Raw genomic sequence first — 17,586 nt, forward strand, 5'->3', positions numbered from 1 at the left:
CAAACTTAAGTTTGGGACCTTTTTTTATAAAATCTTATATCAACTATTTTTTGTTAAAGGTTTTATACATTCTTTCGTAATCAGTTTGGTACATATTACTACCTCCAAATTCACTAAATTCAATATTTTTACTTTGTATAGTACTCCTGTTGCCTAAAATATTATTAATAGCAGCGTTAAGAAGAGGCTCATTAGGATCTCCAAGTATTCCCAGATTACTATAATCTTCTGGGTTATTTATTTCAGGAGTAAATCCATTAAAGTAATCGGTAAATCCAACAGAATTAATTGTTTTTAAAATCAAAGGTTGCATGGCATATGTATGGCCTAGATTTAAGTTGTTTCCTGATCTAAAATAATTGTCAGAATCATAAATCGTAGTTGAAGCCTGAAATTTACCTCTGGTAATATCACCTACTTGAATTACCGTAATGTAAGGATCTAAACCATTTATTATTAATTCACTTGCAGAAGCAGATCTGTTAGTGGTAAGAATATATACTCTGCTAAGATTAAGGCTGTTGATACCGTCTCCGTTTCTTATCTGATTATCAAAACGATTGGTATCTCCAAATTGTGGTTGTCTATCAGAGTTCCACTCTTCTGTCGTAAAAATTTCGCCATTAAATTGTCCGGTAATCATACTAGCTAAGTCCTTGGTAGTTTCAGTATCACCTCCACCATTATATCTTAGATCTAATATAAAGTCAGTAACTCCATCAGATTTAAATTGACCAAAAGCATTGTTAAGTTCAGCTTCAAAATTTGATCTAAATCCATTATAGACTAAATATCCCACAGGATTTCCTCCCACATCTAATGTTTTTGATAAAAAAACTGGGTTTTCTGTGTACTGTGTTTTGGTTAGAGAAATAGAAGCTCCCGTTGGTGTAACATCAGTTCCGTCGAAAGTGGCTAAGCCAATTGTATATGAATCAGGTGATAGTAATGTACCTGTATTGGTGTCTGTAATTTGAGTTCCATCTATGGTATTAAAGATATCCCCTCTTTTTATACCTTTGGCTTCGGCATCCGTCCCTGGTAGTACATAACGAACATATCCAAAAACTTGAGAAGGCTCATTAGGGTAACGAACTAATCCGAATTCCATTCCATTATTTAAAGTAATCCCATCTAACAACTGTTCTAAAGCGATATAGTCATTAACAATCCAGCTGAATTCATCTTGATCCGCAACTAAGTGGTCAAAAAATGATTCTGGAGAAGTAAATGAGTTTAAGAAGTCATTATATTCCGTGTTTGAAGAAAAACGGTCGTCCGCCAAATCTGGCACATCTTCCTTATAAAGATACCATACATTCATTCCTCTTCTGATAAAATCTTTGATTTGAAGATCAGAAGATGTTTGAATTACATCATCATTATCATTAAAACAACCCGTAACTATACTTCCCAAGAAAAGAAGCACAGTAAAATACTTTAACAATTTCATAAACTTTTTTTGTTTTATATAACCCTAAAAATAGGGACTTTATTATAATTTAAAAAAAATGTGTAACAAATTATAGGTATAGTCGTCTCCCTTATATAAAGCTAACAAGTTAGTTTTGTAACAACCAACCAACACAATATGAAAGAAAGAGCATTTATAACGCTTACTAATGGTTTTAAAGACAAGCTGTATAGGTTGGCTAAACGATTGTTGGTGAGTAATGAAGAAGCAGAGGATGCTACGCAAGAAATATTACTGAAGCTGTGGAGGAATAAAACTAAAATGGCCGAGTACAAAAATGTAGAAGCTTTTGCGATGACGATGACTAAGAATTATTGCTATGACAAGTTAAAAGCAAAGGAAACTGGAAACTTAAAAATAGTACATAGTAATTATAAAGATGAGCGTCCCTCGTTACAAAGACAAGTAGAGGCTAAAGATAGTCTGGAGTGGGTAGGGAAAATTATGGATGGATTACCAGAGCAACAGCGTATGATAATCCAGCTAAGAGATATAGAACAATACAATAATGCAGAAATTGCTGAAATGTTAGAGATGAATGAAACGGCAGTGAGAGTAGCATTATCAAGAGGAAGAAAAACAATACGACAAGAATTATTAAAAAAACACAATTATGGAGTTGGCTAAACTAGAAAAACTACTGGACAAGTATTTCGAAGGAGAAACGACCCTTTCTGAAGAAAAAGAATTAAAGGTTTATTTTACCGGAGAAAGCGTGCCGTCACATTTGGAGAGATACAAGGATTTATTTCAGTTTTTTTCTGAAGAAAGTCAAGTAACTGCGAGTTCTGAAATTAGCTTAAATGCTAATACGAATAAAGTACCATGGTATACCTGGATAGGTGTAGCAGCATCAATAGCCTTGATTGTGGGGCTGTTTATGACCAATATACTGCCGGGGTCAGATCCTGGTAAAGGCCCTCTTCTAGTAATGGAAGGTGACTTAGGTACTATCGAAGATCCTGAATTAGCATTACAGAAAACCAAAGAAGCCCTTGATTTGGTAGCTAGTTTAATGAATGAGGGTAAAAAGGATTTGGTCTACCTGAACGAGTTCGATACTGCTAAAAAAGAATTAGTGTATTTAAACGAATTCGAAACAGCCAAAAATAAATTAATAAAATAAAAACGAATATTATTCCTATAACAAAGGGATATCTTAAAATGAATTAATTATGAAAAAGTTTGTAATCATACTATTAGTAGCATTTGTACCATATATATCTATTGCACAAAGCAATTTTGATAAATATGAAGACATGAATGATGTGTCATCTATTGTAGTAACTAGTAAAATGTTTAAGTTGTTAAGCAAGATGGATCTAGAAAGTAATGATCCTGAAATCAAAGATTATGTGAACCTAGTAGAAAATATTGAAAACATTAAAATCTTTGTTACCGAAAAAAATGAAATCGGTCAGAAAATGAAAGCAGATGTGCAAAAGTACCTTAAGAGTACTTCGTTAGATGAACTAATGCGTTTTAAAAGTGATGGAAAAAATGTGAAATTTTATTCTAAACCTGGTAAAAATGATAATTACGTTACAGAATTGTTTATGTTCTTAGAGGGAATGGAGAATGATGGAGGTCCTAATACAGTGGTAATGACAATTACTGGTGATATAGATCTAAGGCAAGTTTCTAAAATTGCTGATCATTTAAATGTTCCAGGAGGAGAAGAACTTAAGAAAGTGAACAAGAAAAATTAAGCTTTTATATTTTAGTTTAAGTTACACCCAAGCTTCTTTAGGTAGAAATATCTAAGGGAGCTTATCATCAATCAATCAACCTGTTCGGCTTGTACGAATAAAAACCAATTAAAATGAAAAATATAATAAAACTAACATTAGCAATCTGCGGAATGCTATTTATAAGTTGTAATAGTGAGACATCTCTTCAGAGATATTTTGTAGATCATCAAAGTGATGCAGATTTTGTGGCTGTAGATCTCGCAACAAGTCTACTAGATGCTAGAACTAAAAAGGTAAATCTTTCTGATGACGAGAGAGAAGCGCTGGAAAGTATCAAAAAAGTTAATTTTTTAGCAATGCCTCTTAAAGAAGGTACAAAAACAAGGTATGAAGAAGAAAAAGCAAAGATCAACACAATATTGGATGCTAATAAGTATGAAACCTTAATGAGATTTGGTTCTAACGGAACAAAAGCAGTTTTAAAGTTTCAGGGAGAAGAAGATAATATAGACGAGATGATTGTATTTGCTTCTAATGGAGAACGCGGTTTAGCTTTGGTCAGAGTATTAGGTGATGATATGAAGCCAGGAAACGTTGCAAAACTGATGAATGCTATTGATAAAGGAGATGTAGATATTGGTGCTATAAAAGATATTTTAGGAGATGTAAAAATCGATTAATATCAACTATCTATGATATAAAAAAAGAGCTTCGACTGTTTTAGTCGAAGCTCTTTTTTTATAATTCTATACCCTAAACTATTTTAGATTCCTGTGTAATTAGAAGGAGTGATTGCTTTTAACTCTGATTTTATAGTATCTGAAACTTCTAGTGTCTCAATAAATTCTGAAATAGAATTCTGATTAATTTTAGTATTTGTTCTAGTTAATCCTTTCAATGCCTCATATGGATTTGGGTAGCCTTCTCTTCTTAAAATGGTTTGGATAGCCTCTGCAACCACAGCCCAGTTGTTTTCGAGATCTTGAGCAAACTTTTCTTCGTTAAGCAATAACTTGTTTAACCCTTTTAGAGTAGCCTGAAAAGCAATTAATGTATGCCCAAAAGGAACACCTACATTTCTAAGTACAGTACTATCTGTTAGGTCACGTTGTAATCTACTAACAGGCAATTTTGCAGACAAATGCTCAAACAAAGCATTAGCAATACCAATATTTCCTTCACTGTTTTCAAAATCAATTGGGTTTACTTTGTGTGGCATAGCAGAAGATCCAACTTCTCCTTTCTTGATTTTTTGTTTAAAGTAATCCATAGATACATATGTCCATACATCACGATCTAAATCTAATATGATGGTGTTTATGCGCTTTAACCCATCAAACAAGGCTGCCATATGATCATAATGCTCAATCTGAGTAGTCGGAAAAGAATGGTGTAAGCCTAATTTTTCCTGTACAAAACGAGTTCCAAAATCTTTCCAGTCTATGGTAGGATACGCAACTTTGTGAGCATTATAGTTACCTGTAGCACCACCAAATTTAGCAGCGCTAGGAATATCATTTAACAAATCAAATTGGGCCTCTAACCTCGTTACATATACCTGAAATTCTTTTCCTAATCGAGTAGGAGAAGCAGGTTGCCCGTGTGTGCGAGCTAACATAGAGACATCAGACCATTCTTCTACTAATGACTTTAATTTAGCTAATAATTCTAAATAATGTGGAATATACACATCACCGATAGATTCTTTAATGCTTAAAGGGATGGCAGTATTGTTAATATCCTGAGAGGTCAAACCAAAATGTATAAACTCTTTATATTGCTGTAATCCTAGAATATCAAACTTTTCTTTAATAAAGTACTCTACCGCCTTTACATCGTGGTTAGTTACTTTTTCTATATCTTTTATAGCTTGTGCGTCCTCTGTAGAAAACTGAGTATAAATCTCTCTTAATTTTCCAAAAATTACTGTGTCAATATCTTTTAATTGTGGTAGTGGAATCTCACATAAAGCAATAAAATATTCTATTTCTACCAGTACACGATATTTTATCAAAGCTTCTTCACTGTAGTAAGTGCTTAATGATTGTGTTTTAGAAGCATAACGACCATCGATTGGTGAAATAGCTTGCAGAGGAGATAATGACATAACGTTGATTTTTTGAAAGGTGCAAAGATAATTTATTTAATAAGGAATAACGAAGTACAAAGAACGATTTTTTGATTGTCTACATATCCAAAGATAAAAATCGAAGATTTATATTAATTTCATAAGTATATAGATAGAAGTTATGATTTAGATCAATTCTCTATATCTTTTTTAAAATCATTCGGGATCGAGCTTTATAAGCAGCACTTCCATCATGGTAGTTATTTTCTAATGTAATCTTTAGTTCTGGGTGTATCCAATCGAACTCCGTTCCGAGAAGATATAAACTAGTCATGGAATAAGCCTTAGGAGCTACTTTTTGATCAGAAATGAGCCAATCAAAACAAGTTTCCGTTATTTTTTCTAAATGTATTGTTGAGAGCATTTCCCGAACTACAGGTAGTTTCTCTTTATAGTAGGCGAGTATTAGGTATTCACATATTTTTGCCATGGGGCGTACTGCAGGATCTTGGTGTACTTTGGGAAGAAGTGCTACAAAAGAGTCTAAATATGGTAAAATAGCTTCTAATTCTTTTTTGCATAAAAATTCTAATCCCCAAGAGGCTCTGCATGAAATTTCATCGTCTACTAGATTACAGATTTCTATTAGTTGAGGTAGTAGCTCAGGATTTTGCAAAATTAGGTTGGCAAAATGATTTCGTTTTTCTCTAGAGTGGTTGGTTCCTCTAATTTCCTCTTCTAGGTTGATCATTAATTTTTAATTCTTTTAATATCCGTATGTCAATTACCCAACTAATTCCTGTACTACCTGCGGAACCCCAACTGTAGCTTTTTCTGCCAAGATGGTTAGATTTTCTTTTGGAGAAATAGCAGGTTTGGGGTCTATAAAATATATAGGAGTGTTCACAGGAACAAATTGAACTAAACTGGCAGCAGGGTATACCTGCATAGAAGTTCCTATAATGATTAGAATATCTGCTTTCTCTGTAATTTGTATCGCTCTATCAAGCATTGGCACTTCTTCTCCAAACCAAACAATATGTGGTCTTAGTTGCGAATTATGCTCACATAAATCTCCGAGGTTAAGATCTGTTTTCCAATCTAAAACTAGATTCTCATCAAATTGACTTCGTACTTTTAATAATTCTCCGTGTAAATGAACCACATTACTACTTCCTGCACGTTCATGGAGATCATCAACATTTTGGGTGATAACTGTTACTTTATGAGTTTTTTCTAATTCTACCAGCGCTAAATGGCCTTTGTTGGGGGCTACGGTATGTAATTGACTTCGTCTTTTGTTATAAAAGTCTAACACTAATTCTTGATTGTTATTCCATCCGATAGGGGACGCAACCTCCATAATATCATGACCTTCCCATAGTCCATTGGCATCCCTAAAGGTATTGATGCCGCTTTCTGCACTAATTCCTGCACCTGTGAGTACAACTACGTTTTTCATTAGAATTTGTTTTTCTAAAACTATTTAAAATATTTTAATTAAACGATGGCTTTTAGAATAAAATAATGGAATAGTAATAATCATATTTAGACCCTAATGATATCATTGTTAATTATTTCCACTAATTGATACAGGATGTTTTGGATTTAGGGCGTTTTTGCAGCTAATCTTATTTTTCCTGAAGTAAATATACTAAGTACGCTCTTTTTCCGTTTAGAGAATCTAACCCCCATAAACCGATAACATGCGATATATTTCGATAAAAGAATTCTTCTTAAACCCTGTAAATAGTACAGCTCCGTATTAATATTGTGGTTTTACCGTAACCTAGATACTATTAAAAGACATAACTTGTAGTCAGTAAATGTGTACAATTTTTTTTTGAATACTGACAGTATTTAATAACCAACGCTAACCTTTAATTGTTTACCTCATGAAATACCCTTACATCATTATTGATAATGATCAGAATTCTGCACGCACAATTCAGATCGCATTAGAAGATCACAATGATTATATCTGTACCGGAATTGCTAAAAATGAGCAAGAAGCGTTGGACTTGATTTTAGAAAGAAAACCTAGATTGGTTTTTCTTGAACCGGAAGTTCCGGGAGTTCAATCGTCCAAAACACAGTATAATTTATTGTCAGAACTATCCAAGTATATGACAAACTTGCCTGAGTTTATCATTATGACTAAAACAACAGAGTATGCTATAGAAGGTATACGTAATAGTGTGCTGGATTATATCCTAAAACCTCTAAGTAAGAGTGATCTTATTAAAACATTATTAAGGTTCGAAAAAGACTTTGATGAAGTGATGGATAATACGTTGTGTTTTAAGTCTTATGGAGATTATCGCTTTGTTAATATCGATGAGGTATTGTATCTGAAAGCAGATAATAATACTACTGATTTTATGATGAGTAGTGGTAATAAGGTAGAAGCTTTTAAGACGCTTAAACACTTTCAGAACCTATTGCCAGATCATTTTGTTCGTATCCATAATAGCTATATTATCAATACAAAATATGTGTCTAGGATACATTTTGGAAAAGCAAAGTGCGCTATTAAGAACACTAGTGATATGATTCCTTTCTCTAAATCGTATAAGACTAATGTAGAAGAGATCAAGGATACACTAGCAAAAAACAGTTTTTTATATGTGTAGTAAAAAGCACTAAAAGACGGATAATGATTAGGATGTTATTTATAAGTATCTAGTAAATGTGTATGATGACAGCCAAATTGTTTTATTTGATACTATATCACACAATATCATTTATATAATAAAACGCAGGTCTAGAAAACCTCCCAATTCAGGGAGGTTTTTTTGTTTTTAATCGAATTTAGTAATAACAAAGGAGGAATTTTCTGTCTGGATTATTTTTTGGTTTAAATCTTAAATTTAGTTGTTGGTATTGTGTGAGTAGAATTTGTAATTGTAAAATTCCCTTATTTATTAAGTCGGGTTTATTATATGTTATCTTTTTTATTTTAGATTTTTCCGAAACTAATGTCTAATGAATATGAGTTTTTTTTAAATGAAAAAATTCCCTGTACTATAAATTATATGTTTCTTAGTATTTGTTCTTTAGGGCGTGGGGATTTTTTCGATTTGTCTTGAAGCTAAATACCTACATGTGTTCAGGGGAATTTTTTTGTAGAAATCCGGGGAAAATCTATAACTCTTTATCTTTCAGTGGTCAAGACGGTTTAATTTGTAAAAAGACGCGATACTTCGCTTTATCTGATTTTTGTTTTTTTTAAGCTTTTTTTATGGTTTATTTACCGGAATCAGATAGGTAATCTATTTCCTACACTTTTAAGTGTTTTTTAAAATCGGGTCATTCACTCGTATAATCTACCCATCCACTTCCTAGAGGTATCCATCTACTAAACACACCTTAATATATTAGGCGCGAGGGGGCAATCTCCCTACATTTGTAGTGTACAATTAAGGTTATCAACCTATTACACATTTACTAAAAGGATATACAAAGAGAAATCTAAGTATTAGCTGGCCAGCGAAATCCTTAAACAACAAGATCAGAGTAGATGAAAATCTATTCGAACAGGGCAAAAAAAGTCTTGAAAAGGAAAAATTTTAATAAAAGAAAATTACAAACCAGAATAAAATATAAATATAAAAGATAAACCGTTATGAAAGCTATAAAAACTATTTTCGCAGTATTATTTGTAAGTTCAATGTTCATCGCTTGTGAGTCAGACAGTATTAATGAAGAAGTGGGAATTGATGAATTAGAGCTATTAGCAGATGAGGATGATAATACTGACACAGAAGTGGAAACTTATTCTTCGGAGGACGATAATACTGATACAGAAGTTGAAGGGTAAATTATACTCATTAATATATAAAAAAAAGTCTCGATAAAATCGAGACTTTTTTTTATATATTAATTTTTTATTTTGTTCTAATTGGTTAAATTGATGAATAAATAATAAGATCAATGAAATTGTTTGTAAAATTTTTGTTTTTGTTTTCTATTCTATTTGTAGTAAGCTGTGATAGAGGTATTGATCTAGCCGAAAAAAGTAACGAGTTTGATTTAAAATCTGGGATGATTCAAAACTATCTTGAGGAAGCTAAAAATAAAAATAATACTGCTAAAGAAAGGCGTAGTAGTTTGGAAAATGCTTACGCTATTACATCTTCTTTAGATGATAATAGTTTTAAAGCTAATCAAATTCTTCAAATTACTCTGCAATATTATCATCTTAAAGATTTAGAAAATTTTAAAAAGTTCAATGATAAAACCTTAGAAATATCTACCGACGTAAAGGATTCAATAATTATGGCTAGGTCCTATTTTTTGAATGGCGTTTATTATAGAAAAGATGATTTAACTTCTGCTTACAGAAATTTTTATGAAGCAGAAAAGATATATCTGGCTTTTGAAGAGAGTGGTATTAGAGACCCGAAAAGTTATGCGTATGATTATGGGAAAATATTAACAGATCTTGCCAAGATTTCCCAAAAAGTTAAAGATTACAGTAAAAGTGAAGATTTTACGATAAGAGCAATCGAGAAGTTTAAACTTGCTGAAAATTTGAAATATTTACCAGTATGTTATACGAATCTTGGTATTCTTGCTAAGTACTTAGAACGATATGATGATGCCGTTACATATCATGAGTTAGCTATTGAATCTGCTAAGAATACAGAACAAGAAACGTTGCGTATAATCATTTCGTATAATAACATAGGAACAGTTTATAAGTCTCAGAATAAATTTGAAGAGGCTAAAAAATATTATAATAAGGCTTTGTCATATCAAAAGATATTAGAAAAAACACCGTCAAGATATGCCAGATTGTTAGATAATCTTGCGTATGTTCATTTTTTAGCTGATGATGAAGAAATAGATGTGCTAGGGACATTTTATAAAGCTTTGTGGAAACGAGATAGTATTAATGATTTAGCAGGTATCTCAACTAATTCATTACATTTAGCCGAATATTATAAGGTTGAAGGAAATGATAGTTTGGCAAATCATTATGGTCAACGAGCTAAAAATACTTCAATTGAAATTGGTAATAATGAAGAATTGCTTAGGTCTTATAAGTTGTTGTCTGAAATCACAGACAGTAAGACAGGGCTGGAATATACAAGAACTTATATTAAATTAAGCGATAGTTTGGTAAAAGAAGAGAGGGCGTTTCGAGATAAATTTTCAAGAATAGAATTTGAAACTGCCGAAAAAACTAAAGAAATTGCAGCAATTAGCCGAGAAAATCAATATTTAATTTTTGCAATTCTAGGATTGTCTGTATTGTCATTATTAGGATATGTAATTTTTAAACAGCAGCAGAGTAATAAAGAATTATTATTCGAGCAAAATCAGCAACAATCCAATCAAGAGATTTATCGTTTACTACTAAGTCAGCAATTAAAATTAGAAGAAGGACGTAAATTAGAACAACATCGTATGTCCGAGGAGTTGCACGATGGTGTGTTGGGTAGATTGTTTGGCGTACGGTTAAGTCTTGATGGGATCAATCAGCGAGCTAATGATGGATTTACGGATGCTAGAAATAAATATATAGATGAGCTAAAATCGATAGAACGAGAAATTAGATTGATCTCTCATGATCTTGGTACAGAAACCTTATCACCTGATATTGCTTATGTGGATGTAGTAGAGAGTTTGGTGAGTGATTTATGTACGGTACATAAAATGGATTTTGCATTTGCTAATGATGAAAACATAGATTGGGAGACGGTAGATGATCAGAAAAAAGTAAATCTGTTCCGTATTATACAAGAGTCCTTACAGAATATATTTAAGCACGCTCGTGCAAAAAGCGTAAAAATAAACTTCGATTATGTGGATGATAAAATAAATCTTACTATTTTAGATGATGGAATAGGATTCAAAAGCAGTAAGGTCAAAAGAGGAATTGGTTTAAAAAATATTACATCTAGAGTTACTCAAATGGATGGTGTAGTAGATTTTATAAGTAATCAAGATTCAGGTACGAAAGTATCTGTTGGTATACCAATTTAATTAATGTAAAAAATTATCAGATCTGGTTTTCCATATAATAATAGGTGATAACTATAGTTACTACTATATAGAACCGATAGGATAACAACTGACACACAAAATTTTAAAGATGAAGAAAAAGTTAAAAGTTCTTATGATTGATGATCATCCAATGATTATTGAGGGATACAAGAACACCTTATTAGGAGAAAATCAAAAAGAATATCAGATTAAAATAGATATCGCATCCAATTGTGATGATGCATATGATAATATTCTAAAATCTTCTAAGACGACTCCTTATGATATGCTTTTTGTGGACATTAAATTACCACCTTCTTCTGATGGAACGATTACATCTGGAGAGGATTTAGCGAAGCATGCAAAAGAATTATTGCCTAAGGCAAAGATTATAATTCTAACCATGCATAGAGAAGATCATAGAATTCATAATATATTAAAGAATATTAATCCATCAGGTTTTTTGATAAAAAGTGATCTTACTTCTAGTGAGTTATTGCTAGCTTTTAATAATATCGTTAGCGGTACTCCTTATTATAGCGCTACGGTAAATAATCATTTTAGAAAAATGATGACCAATAATTTCTCTTTGGATGAAAAGAATTTAAAAATTCTTTATCACTTATCAAGGGGGGTAAAAACAAAGAATTTACCTAATTACGTAAGTTTGTCATTGAGTGCAATTGAGAAGCGTAAAAATCAAATTAAAGAGATGTTTTCTATTGCAAAAGCAGATGATCAGAAATTGTTAGAAGAAGCGCGTAAACGAGGTTTCGTATAGGATTTAAATTATTTTTTGAAAAGATTAAAAAAAGACAGCTATTTTGCTGTCTTTTTTTATGAATTGATGTGACGTTTAGTTGCGAGTTTATCTTATGTAGACGTCTTAAACGTAAAAAAAATGAAATAATCTAATTTTTATACAGGGGATTTTTCCCTTTATTTTTATTTAAATTAACTTTTTGTTAACATTTTTTGTGTTCTTATTTTATTTTTAGTTAATTCTGTTGTTAATTGAGGTGAAGCCGTAATTTTTTGGGCTCTATTGTATTTGATATTCAGTAATTTAGCGATGTATTAACAGGGCTTTTTAATACTTCACACAAACTTTTTTCAAAGTATTTTTTTTAGTAAATAAAGAGATAGATGATATCTTTTAATGAGATATTATTTTATAGATTTTCGACACAATCTGTAAGTGTCATAAAATGGTTTACAGAAAAATTAAATTTATTTTATTATGAAGAAGTTATCAAATCTAGAAGGTGTGGTTGTACTAAGTAAAAAAGCACAAAAAACAGTACACGGTGGTGATTATGTAATGAGTAGTTGTAGTGATTATTGTCCTGGAACAGTACAGGGTAATATTTTCACAGGACAATGCACTTGTATCACAGGAGAGTAATCAAGATACCCCATATCTTTTTTATGTAAACCTTAAATTAAATTAAAAATGAAAAAATTAGCAAATGTTATTGGTGTAACCTTATTAAGTAAGAAAGCACAAAAAACAGTACACGGTGGTGATTATGTAATGAGTAGTTGTAGTGATTATTGTCCTGGAACGGTCCAGGGAAATATCTTTACAGGACAGTGTACTTGTATTACCGGTGAGTAGTTAGACAATATTTGTCTTATAAATAATAGTAAAACCTTCCTTAACCGGAAGGTTTTTTTGTTGAAATTATTAGTTGTATTCTATGTGTTATTTGAGTTTTTTTTAATTAAAATTAAAATGAATATTCCCTGAGGTAAAACATGTTTTTAAGCTTGATTAAATAAGGGAAATAAGCTTTTTTTATTATTGTATTTTAAAGGGAAAATACTCTTAATTTTATCTTTCTTTCTTTATTGTGTTTTTTGCAATATTATGTTGTTACGGTTTTTAAGTAAAAATTTTGAGGTTATTATTTGTTGATAATCAGATTAATATAAGTAAATTTAAAATGTTAAAAAATTTAATCAATGATGTTATCGTGTTTTTTTATTGTATTAATTGATTTATGTTAAAATTTAACATGTCTATTTATGACAATTTTTAACATTTTTAATAATGTCTTTTTATGGTTAATTTTTTTTAAATTATTTGTTATTGTTTTAATGATTTTTATTGTTGTTTTTCGTTTTTAAAGTTCGACTAACATTTTTTAATATAGAAATGCATTTTTAATTAAAGAAGTAAACTCATAATAATAGGTGTGTATGAAAATAATTACTTTAAGGAATAAACTATCATTACATATATATGTAGTTATAATTTTCTGGTTAAGTGACCATTACTTTTTTTTAAACAAACTATTAAAGAGAATACTTTGTTTTTTTCAATTACCTCCTAATTCTATTTTACTTCATATTAGGAATTCTCAAGTAAACCTACTCCGTACCCATATTTATATAATAAACTTTAAAGTACTTGATCTGTATAAAAATGCTTTTCGACTAAGGATAACCACTGTTTCATCGATAAACAAAAATTTTCTAAAGTGGTTTTTTATAAGTTTAAAAAAAGGAAAAGCAATTAAATGGTTAAGTACTCCTCTAGGACTATATACGTAAGTAGATACTTCTTATATATATCCTAAGCTTATTAATAGTAAAGAATAATCAACTGTTTGTATTTACTATTAACTGAAATTGTTTTAAGAAAAATATTAAAATTTAAGGTGTACTGATGCAAAAAGTAAATAATAAAACTATTATTAATCGATTATTTTTTTTAGATAAGTATAATCTAGAAGTCAAATCATTATTTAAAAAAACTAGAAAATATAAATTCTTATTATCTGTTTTATATTTTGTTTGTTTTATCAATCCTACGTATGTTTTTTCTCAGAAGAAATTATCAATTATTCAAATTGAAGCATATCAGAATTTTTACCCACAAGATCAAGAAAATAATTTAAGAGGTAATGAACTATTATTGCGAAGTAGATCAAAAACAGAGTTTGAAACTAAATCACTACCTATATTTTCAAATAGGTCATTTTCTTCAAGATCACCATCAGACCCTCCTACTTTAGATCTCGATGAGTTTACTGCGGGTAACAATTATGAATATAATTTAGAACCAACAACAGGTAATGTTTTTGCTGTTTCTAGAGGAAATGTAGCAATTACTTCAGATACAGGTACTTTATCTAGTGCTACCATTACTGTAAGTGGAACTGTAGATCCAGCTGAATTACTGGCAATAAATAGTGGCGCTGGTTTCGATTTATATTTTTTCACAGCTTCTAATACCTTTATTTATGATAGAGGAGGAGGAATTATTTTAGAAGTGGCACAAGTAGGAACTACCTTTACGATTACAGAAACTACCAATGATCCGATTCCTAATAGTGTTTTTGAAGATTTCATAGGGGTTATGTTTTATGGTGATTTAACAGATCCATATACCGAAGGAACGAGAACGATAGACATTACATTAAATGATTCAACAGGAGGTTCCTCAACATCTCAAACCATTATTAATATAACCCGGTTACCAGAAGCTTTTGATGATAATAATAGTATCGCAGCTAATTCTATGATTGCTGTTACAGGTGATGTGTTAACGAATGATGTTGATGATACACCCGGAGAGGTGTTATCAGTAACAGAGGTAAATGTATTTCCATCAGAAGTGGGCGCGAGTTATAATACACTTTATGGAACTTTTGTAATTCAGTCAAACGGATCGTACTCTTATACGGTAAATACAGACAATCCGGCAGTCGCTGGATTAGTGAATGGGACTAGTTTAGATGATATTGTTGCATATACCGTAGAAGATCTTGAAGGAAATTTTGATTATGGTATTTTAACGATTACTATTAATGGTGTCGATGATCCACCAACGGCAGTCGATGATACTAATAGCGTGACTGTTTGTGTTTCCAATACAGCAACTAGTAATCTTATTGAGGGAGATGGTGTAAATGGTCAGGATTTATTAGATAGACCATTATCTATGTTAGTTTGGGAAAGTCAATTCACTGATAATCAAACTGTAGGTGGGTTTTCTAGAACTATTGATGGTATTACACTTGATTTTACCTCTTCTGATCCAGGAGGAATGGGGACTGTAATAGATTTACCCAGTGGAATAAGAAATAATCAAAGTGTTTTATCTACTGCAACCAATGGAGGACACACAGGATATATGATATTTAGTATCAATTCTGCAATAAATCCTAATTTAGATACATCATTACAAATTGACTTTAATCAGGAAGTTTTTAATTTAGGGTTTTTAGTAACGGATATTGATTATTCTCAGGGTACTACTTGGCAAGATCAAATAACAATTCATGGATTTTTAGATGGAACGCCCGTTACCTATACAAATACAATAACAGGTGGTATTGTTGATGCAGGAGGTGATACGTATTATGGTACAGGAAACGCTATACCATCAGATGCCACGGGAAATATTAATGTGGCTTTTGACGGACCTATAGATCAGTTAGTCTTATCTTATAATTATGGGCCAGATGTAACGGATGCGGACCCTGCAACACAAATAGCAGGTATTTCGGATATTTTTTGGCAAGGAGATAATGGGGTAACTGTAATAACTATAAACGGTACTCCGGTTGTTGGTGCTACAACAGTAGCAACTACCTATGGATTTATTACTGTTAACCCAGATGGTACATATGTTTATACGGTTGATAAAACAAATCCAGCAGTAGCGAACTTATTAGTAGGACAAACACTAACTGATACAATTCCTTATACCTTAAGAGATGCTTTGTCAAATACAGATGCTGCAAATCTTATAATTACCATTAATGGATCTGCAGTAGATACTGATACAGATGGAGAACCGGATTGGACAGATTTAGATGATGATAATGATGGGATACTAGATGAGAATGAATGTTATGTAAGTACTGTGCTTATAGGAAGTCCTGATGGAGTAGAGGATGGTAGTTTTGGAATGGGGTATTGGGATACAGAGTATTATAGCGGGCATTTTGCAATTGTAGGCTCTACTTTTGGAAATAGTAATCAGAATAGTACACTTAATGGGTCTGTAGGTACACCTACTTTTGTTGGAGAGGCTTTTTTAGGTGGAAATTCTTTAAGCTTTAATGAATCAGGATCTTACGCTGAGACTTCGCCAGGAGTTTTTGATACAAATACGAGTACAGGTTTAGTTCCTCCAAGTTATGTAGGAACAAATATAGATGATGTTGGTTTTCAACCTTATTACCAAACGATATTCAAACGTGAAGCTGATATAGATGGAGTGCTAACTTTTGGAAGCACTGGATTTAATGTTGATGATGTGTTCGAACTTTTTATTAATGGAACTAGAGAAGTTTTTGCTTCTTTCTGTTGTGGCGCTTCGGATTCTCCAAATGATTCTTTTAGTTTTAATGTTACTAAAGGAGATGATCTAGAAATTAGATATACTAATTTGGGATTTGTTGGTAGTTTTCAATTTAATTTAGAATTAACACCTTCTTGTAATACAGATGTTGATGGAGACGGAACTCCTAATGGTCAGGATTTGGATAGTGATAATGATGGTTGTGATGATGTAGTAGAATCAGGTGGAGTTGATACAACTCCAGAAGATGGGGTTTTAGATGGAACAGGTTTTGATGGAAATGGTTTAGTAACTGGTGGTGTAGGCGGTTATGATGGAGTAACCGGTAATGAGTTTGTTGCAACACAACTAACGGTAACAGCAACTCCTACAAATGAAACAGTAAATGCTGGAGAAACGGCTACATTTAGTGTAACTGCAACTGCCGAATCTACAACTACTTTTGTTACAGGGACACCAAATTATACAATTCCTCCTGCGACAAACGTTTCTGGAGCTATAATTTATCAATGGCAAAGAAATGGAACTAATATTGATGGTACTACAGATGGTGGAGTTTATACAGGATTTAATGGTGCGACCTTAACTATTACAAATCCTACAACAAGCCTTAGTGGGAATATATATAATGTAATCGTAACGCACCCTGATAATGTATGTATTAATGAACAGAATAGTGCAACGTTAACGGTTAATCCAACCAGTGACTTATCCCTTAGTAAAGGTGCAGTATTAACGACTGATGCCGATGGCAGTACAACGATCAGTGCAGGTGATACGGTTACCTTTAGTATTACTGTAAGTAATGCAGGAGCGAACAATGCTACGGGTGTTGGCGTAGGCGATACGGTTCCCGATGGCTATACGACTATTGGTAGTATTAGTAATGGCGGAAGTGAGAGTGGCGGTTTGATCAGTTGGAGTGGACTTAGTGTTACCACTACGACGCCTTTGGTATTGACCTATACGGCTGTTGTTACAGCTACGGGTAACTACACAAACTTTGCTGAGATTACCGCGAGTGATAACTTTGATCCCGACAGTA

General features: G+C 32.0%; 15 protein-coding genes. 11 read left to right on the top strand and 4 right to left on the bottom strand.

What is annotated here, in order from left to right; genetic code table 11:
* Nucleotides 1–43: 43 nt before the first annotated feature.
* Nucleotides 44–1,453: a S41 family peptidase gene (locus tag BMY33_RS22175; RefSeq protein ID WP_244543078.1), complete on the bottom strand. Its 1,410-nt coding sequence runs from the start codon at nt 1,451–1,453 to the stop codon at nt 44–46.
* Between the two features lie 138 nt (nt 1,454–1,591).
* Between BMY33_RS22175 and BMY33_RS22180 the strand changes: the two genes are divergently transcribed.
* From BMY33_RS22180 to BMY33_RS22195, 4 genes are all read left to right on the top strand, one after another.
* Nucleotides 1,592–2,101 (top strand): RNA polymerase sigma factor, encoded by a 510-nt coding sequence (locus tag BMY33_RS22180; protein ID WP_091412590.1) that lies wholly within the window; start codon nt 1,592–1,594, stop codon nt 2,099–2,101.
* A complete protein-coding gene (locus BMY33_RS22185; protein ID WP_091412592.1) occupies nt 2,088–2,600 on the top strand; it encodes a hypothetical protein in 513 nt (170 codons plus the stop codon). The genes BMY33_RS22180 and BMY33_RS22185 overlap by 14 nt, the downstream gene beginning before the upstream one ends.
* 49 nt (nt 2,601–2,649) lie before the next feature.
* Nucleotides 2,650–3,183, top strand: coding sequence for a DUF4252 domain-containing protein (locus tag BMY33_RS22190; protein ID WP_027393815.1), 534 nt, complete (start codon nt 2,650–2,652; stop codon nt 3,181–3,183).
* Between the two features lie 113 nt (nt 3,184–3,296).
* On the top strand, nt 3,297–3,845 hold the full coding sequence (locus BMY33_RS22195) for a DUF4252 domain-containing protein (protein WP_091412594.1): 549 nt from the start codon (nt 3,297–3,299) through the stop codon (nt 3,843–3,845).
* An 83-nt stretch (nt 3,846–3,928) separates the two neighbouring features.
* Here the strand turns inward: BMY33_RS22195 and purB are convergent, their stop codons facing one another.
* From purB to BMY33_RS22210, 3 genes are all read right to left on the bottom strand, one after another.
* Complete coding sequence (purB, locus tag BMY33_RS22200) at nt 3,929–5,272, bottom strand: adenylosuccinate lyase (protein ID WP_091412597.1); 1,344 nt, start codon at nt 5,270–5,272, stop codon at nt 3,929–3,931.
* Between the two features lie 160 nt (nt 5,273–5,432).
* The gene (locus BMY33_RS22205) at nt 5,433–5,984 is read right to left on the bottom strand and encodes an adenylosuccinate lyase (protein WP_091412599.1); all 552 of its coding nucleotides are present in this window, start codon (nt 5,982–5,984) and stop codon (nt 5,433–5,435) included.
* A 33-nt stretch (nt 5,985–6,017) separates the two neighbouring features.
* A complete protein-coding gene (locus BMY33_RS22210; protein WP_091412600.1) occupies nt 6,018–6,695 on the bottom strand; it encodes an SIR2 family NAD-dependent protein deacylase in 678 nt (225 codons plus the stop codon).
* A gap of 433 nt (nt 6,696–7,128) precedes the next feature.
* Here BMY33_RS22210 and BMY33_RS22215 point away from each other — a divergent pair, with 433 nt between their 5' ends.
* The 7 genes from BMY33_RS22215 to BMY33_RS22240 all read left to right on the top strand — a co-directional run.
* The gene (locus tag BMY33_RS22215; protein ID WP_091412602.1) at nt 7,129–7,866 is read left to right on the top strand and encodes a LytR/AlgR family response regulator transcription factor; all 738 of its coding nucleotides are present in this window, start codon (nt 7,129–7,131) and stop codon (nt 7,864–7,866) included.
* A 1,037-nt stretch (nt 7,867–8,903) separates the two neighbouring features.
* Nucleotides 8,904–9,053, top strand: coding sequence for a hypothetical protein (locus BMY33_RS23640; RefSeq protein ID WP_170837154.1), 150 nt, complete (start codon nt 8,904–8,906; stop codon nt 9,051–9,053).
* Between the two features lie 113 nt (nt 9,054–9,166).
* Nucleotides 9,167–11,224 carry a tetratricopeptide repeat-containing sensor histidine kinase gene (locus tag BMY33_RS22225; RefSeq protein ID WP_091412606.1) on the top strand — a complete coding sequence of 686 codons (2,058 nt, stop codon included), beginning with the start codon at nt 9,167–9,169 and terminating at the stop codon, nt 11,222–11,224.
* A gap of 109 nt (nt 11,225–11,333) precedes the next feature.
* The gene (locus BMY33_RS22230) at nt 11,334–12,005 is read left to right on the top strand and encodes a response regulator (RefSeq protein WP_091412608.1); all 672 of its coding nucleotides are present in this window, start codon (nt 11,334–11,336) and stop codon (nt 12,003–12,005) included.
* Between the two features lie 459 nt (nt 12,006–12,464).
* The gene (locus BMY33_RS23645; RefSeq protein WP_170837155.1) at nt 12,465–12,629 is read left to right on the top strand and encodes a hypothetical protein; all 165 of its coding nucleotides are present in this window, start codon (nt 12,465–12,467) and stop codon (nt 12,627–12,629) included.
* 48 nt (nt 12,630–12,677) lie between these two features.
* The gene (locus BMY33_RS23650) at nt 12,678–12,842 is read left to right on the top strand and encodes a hypothetical protein (RefSeq protein WP_170837156.1); all 165 of its coding nucleotides are present in this window, start codon (nt 12,678–12,680) and stop codon (nt 12,840–12,842) included.
* Nucleotides 12,843–13,895: 1,053 nt separating this feature from the next.
* Nucleotides 13,896–17,586 (top strand): VCBS domain-containing protein (locus BMY33_RS22240; RefSeq protein WP_139195722.1); only part of this gene is annotated, 3,691 nt, incomplete at its 3' end.

The organism is Aquimarina amphilecti (assembly GCF_900109375.1).
In the GTDB taxonomy this organism is placed as follows: Bacteria; Bacteroidota; Bacteroidia; order Flavobacteriales; family Flavobacteriaceae; genus Aquimarina; species Aquimarina amphilecti.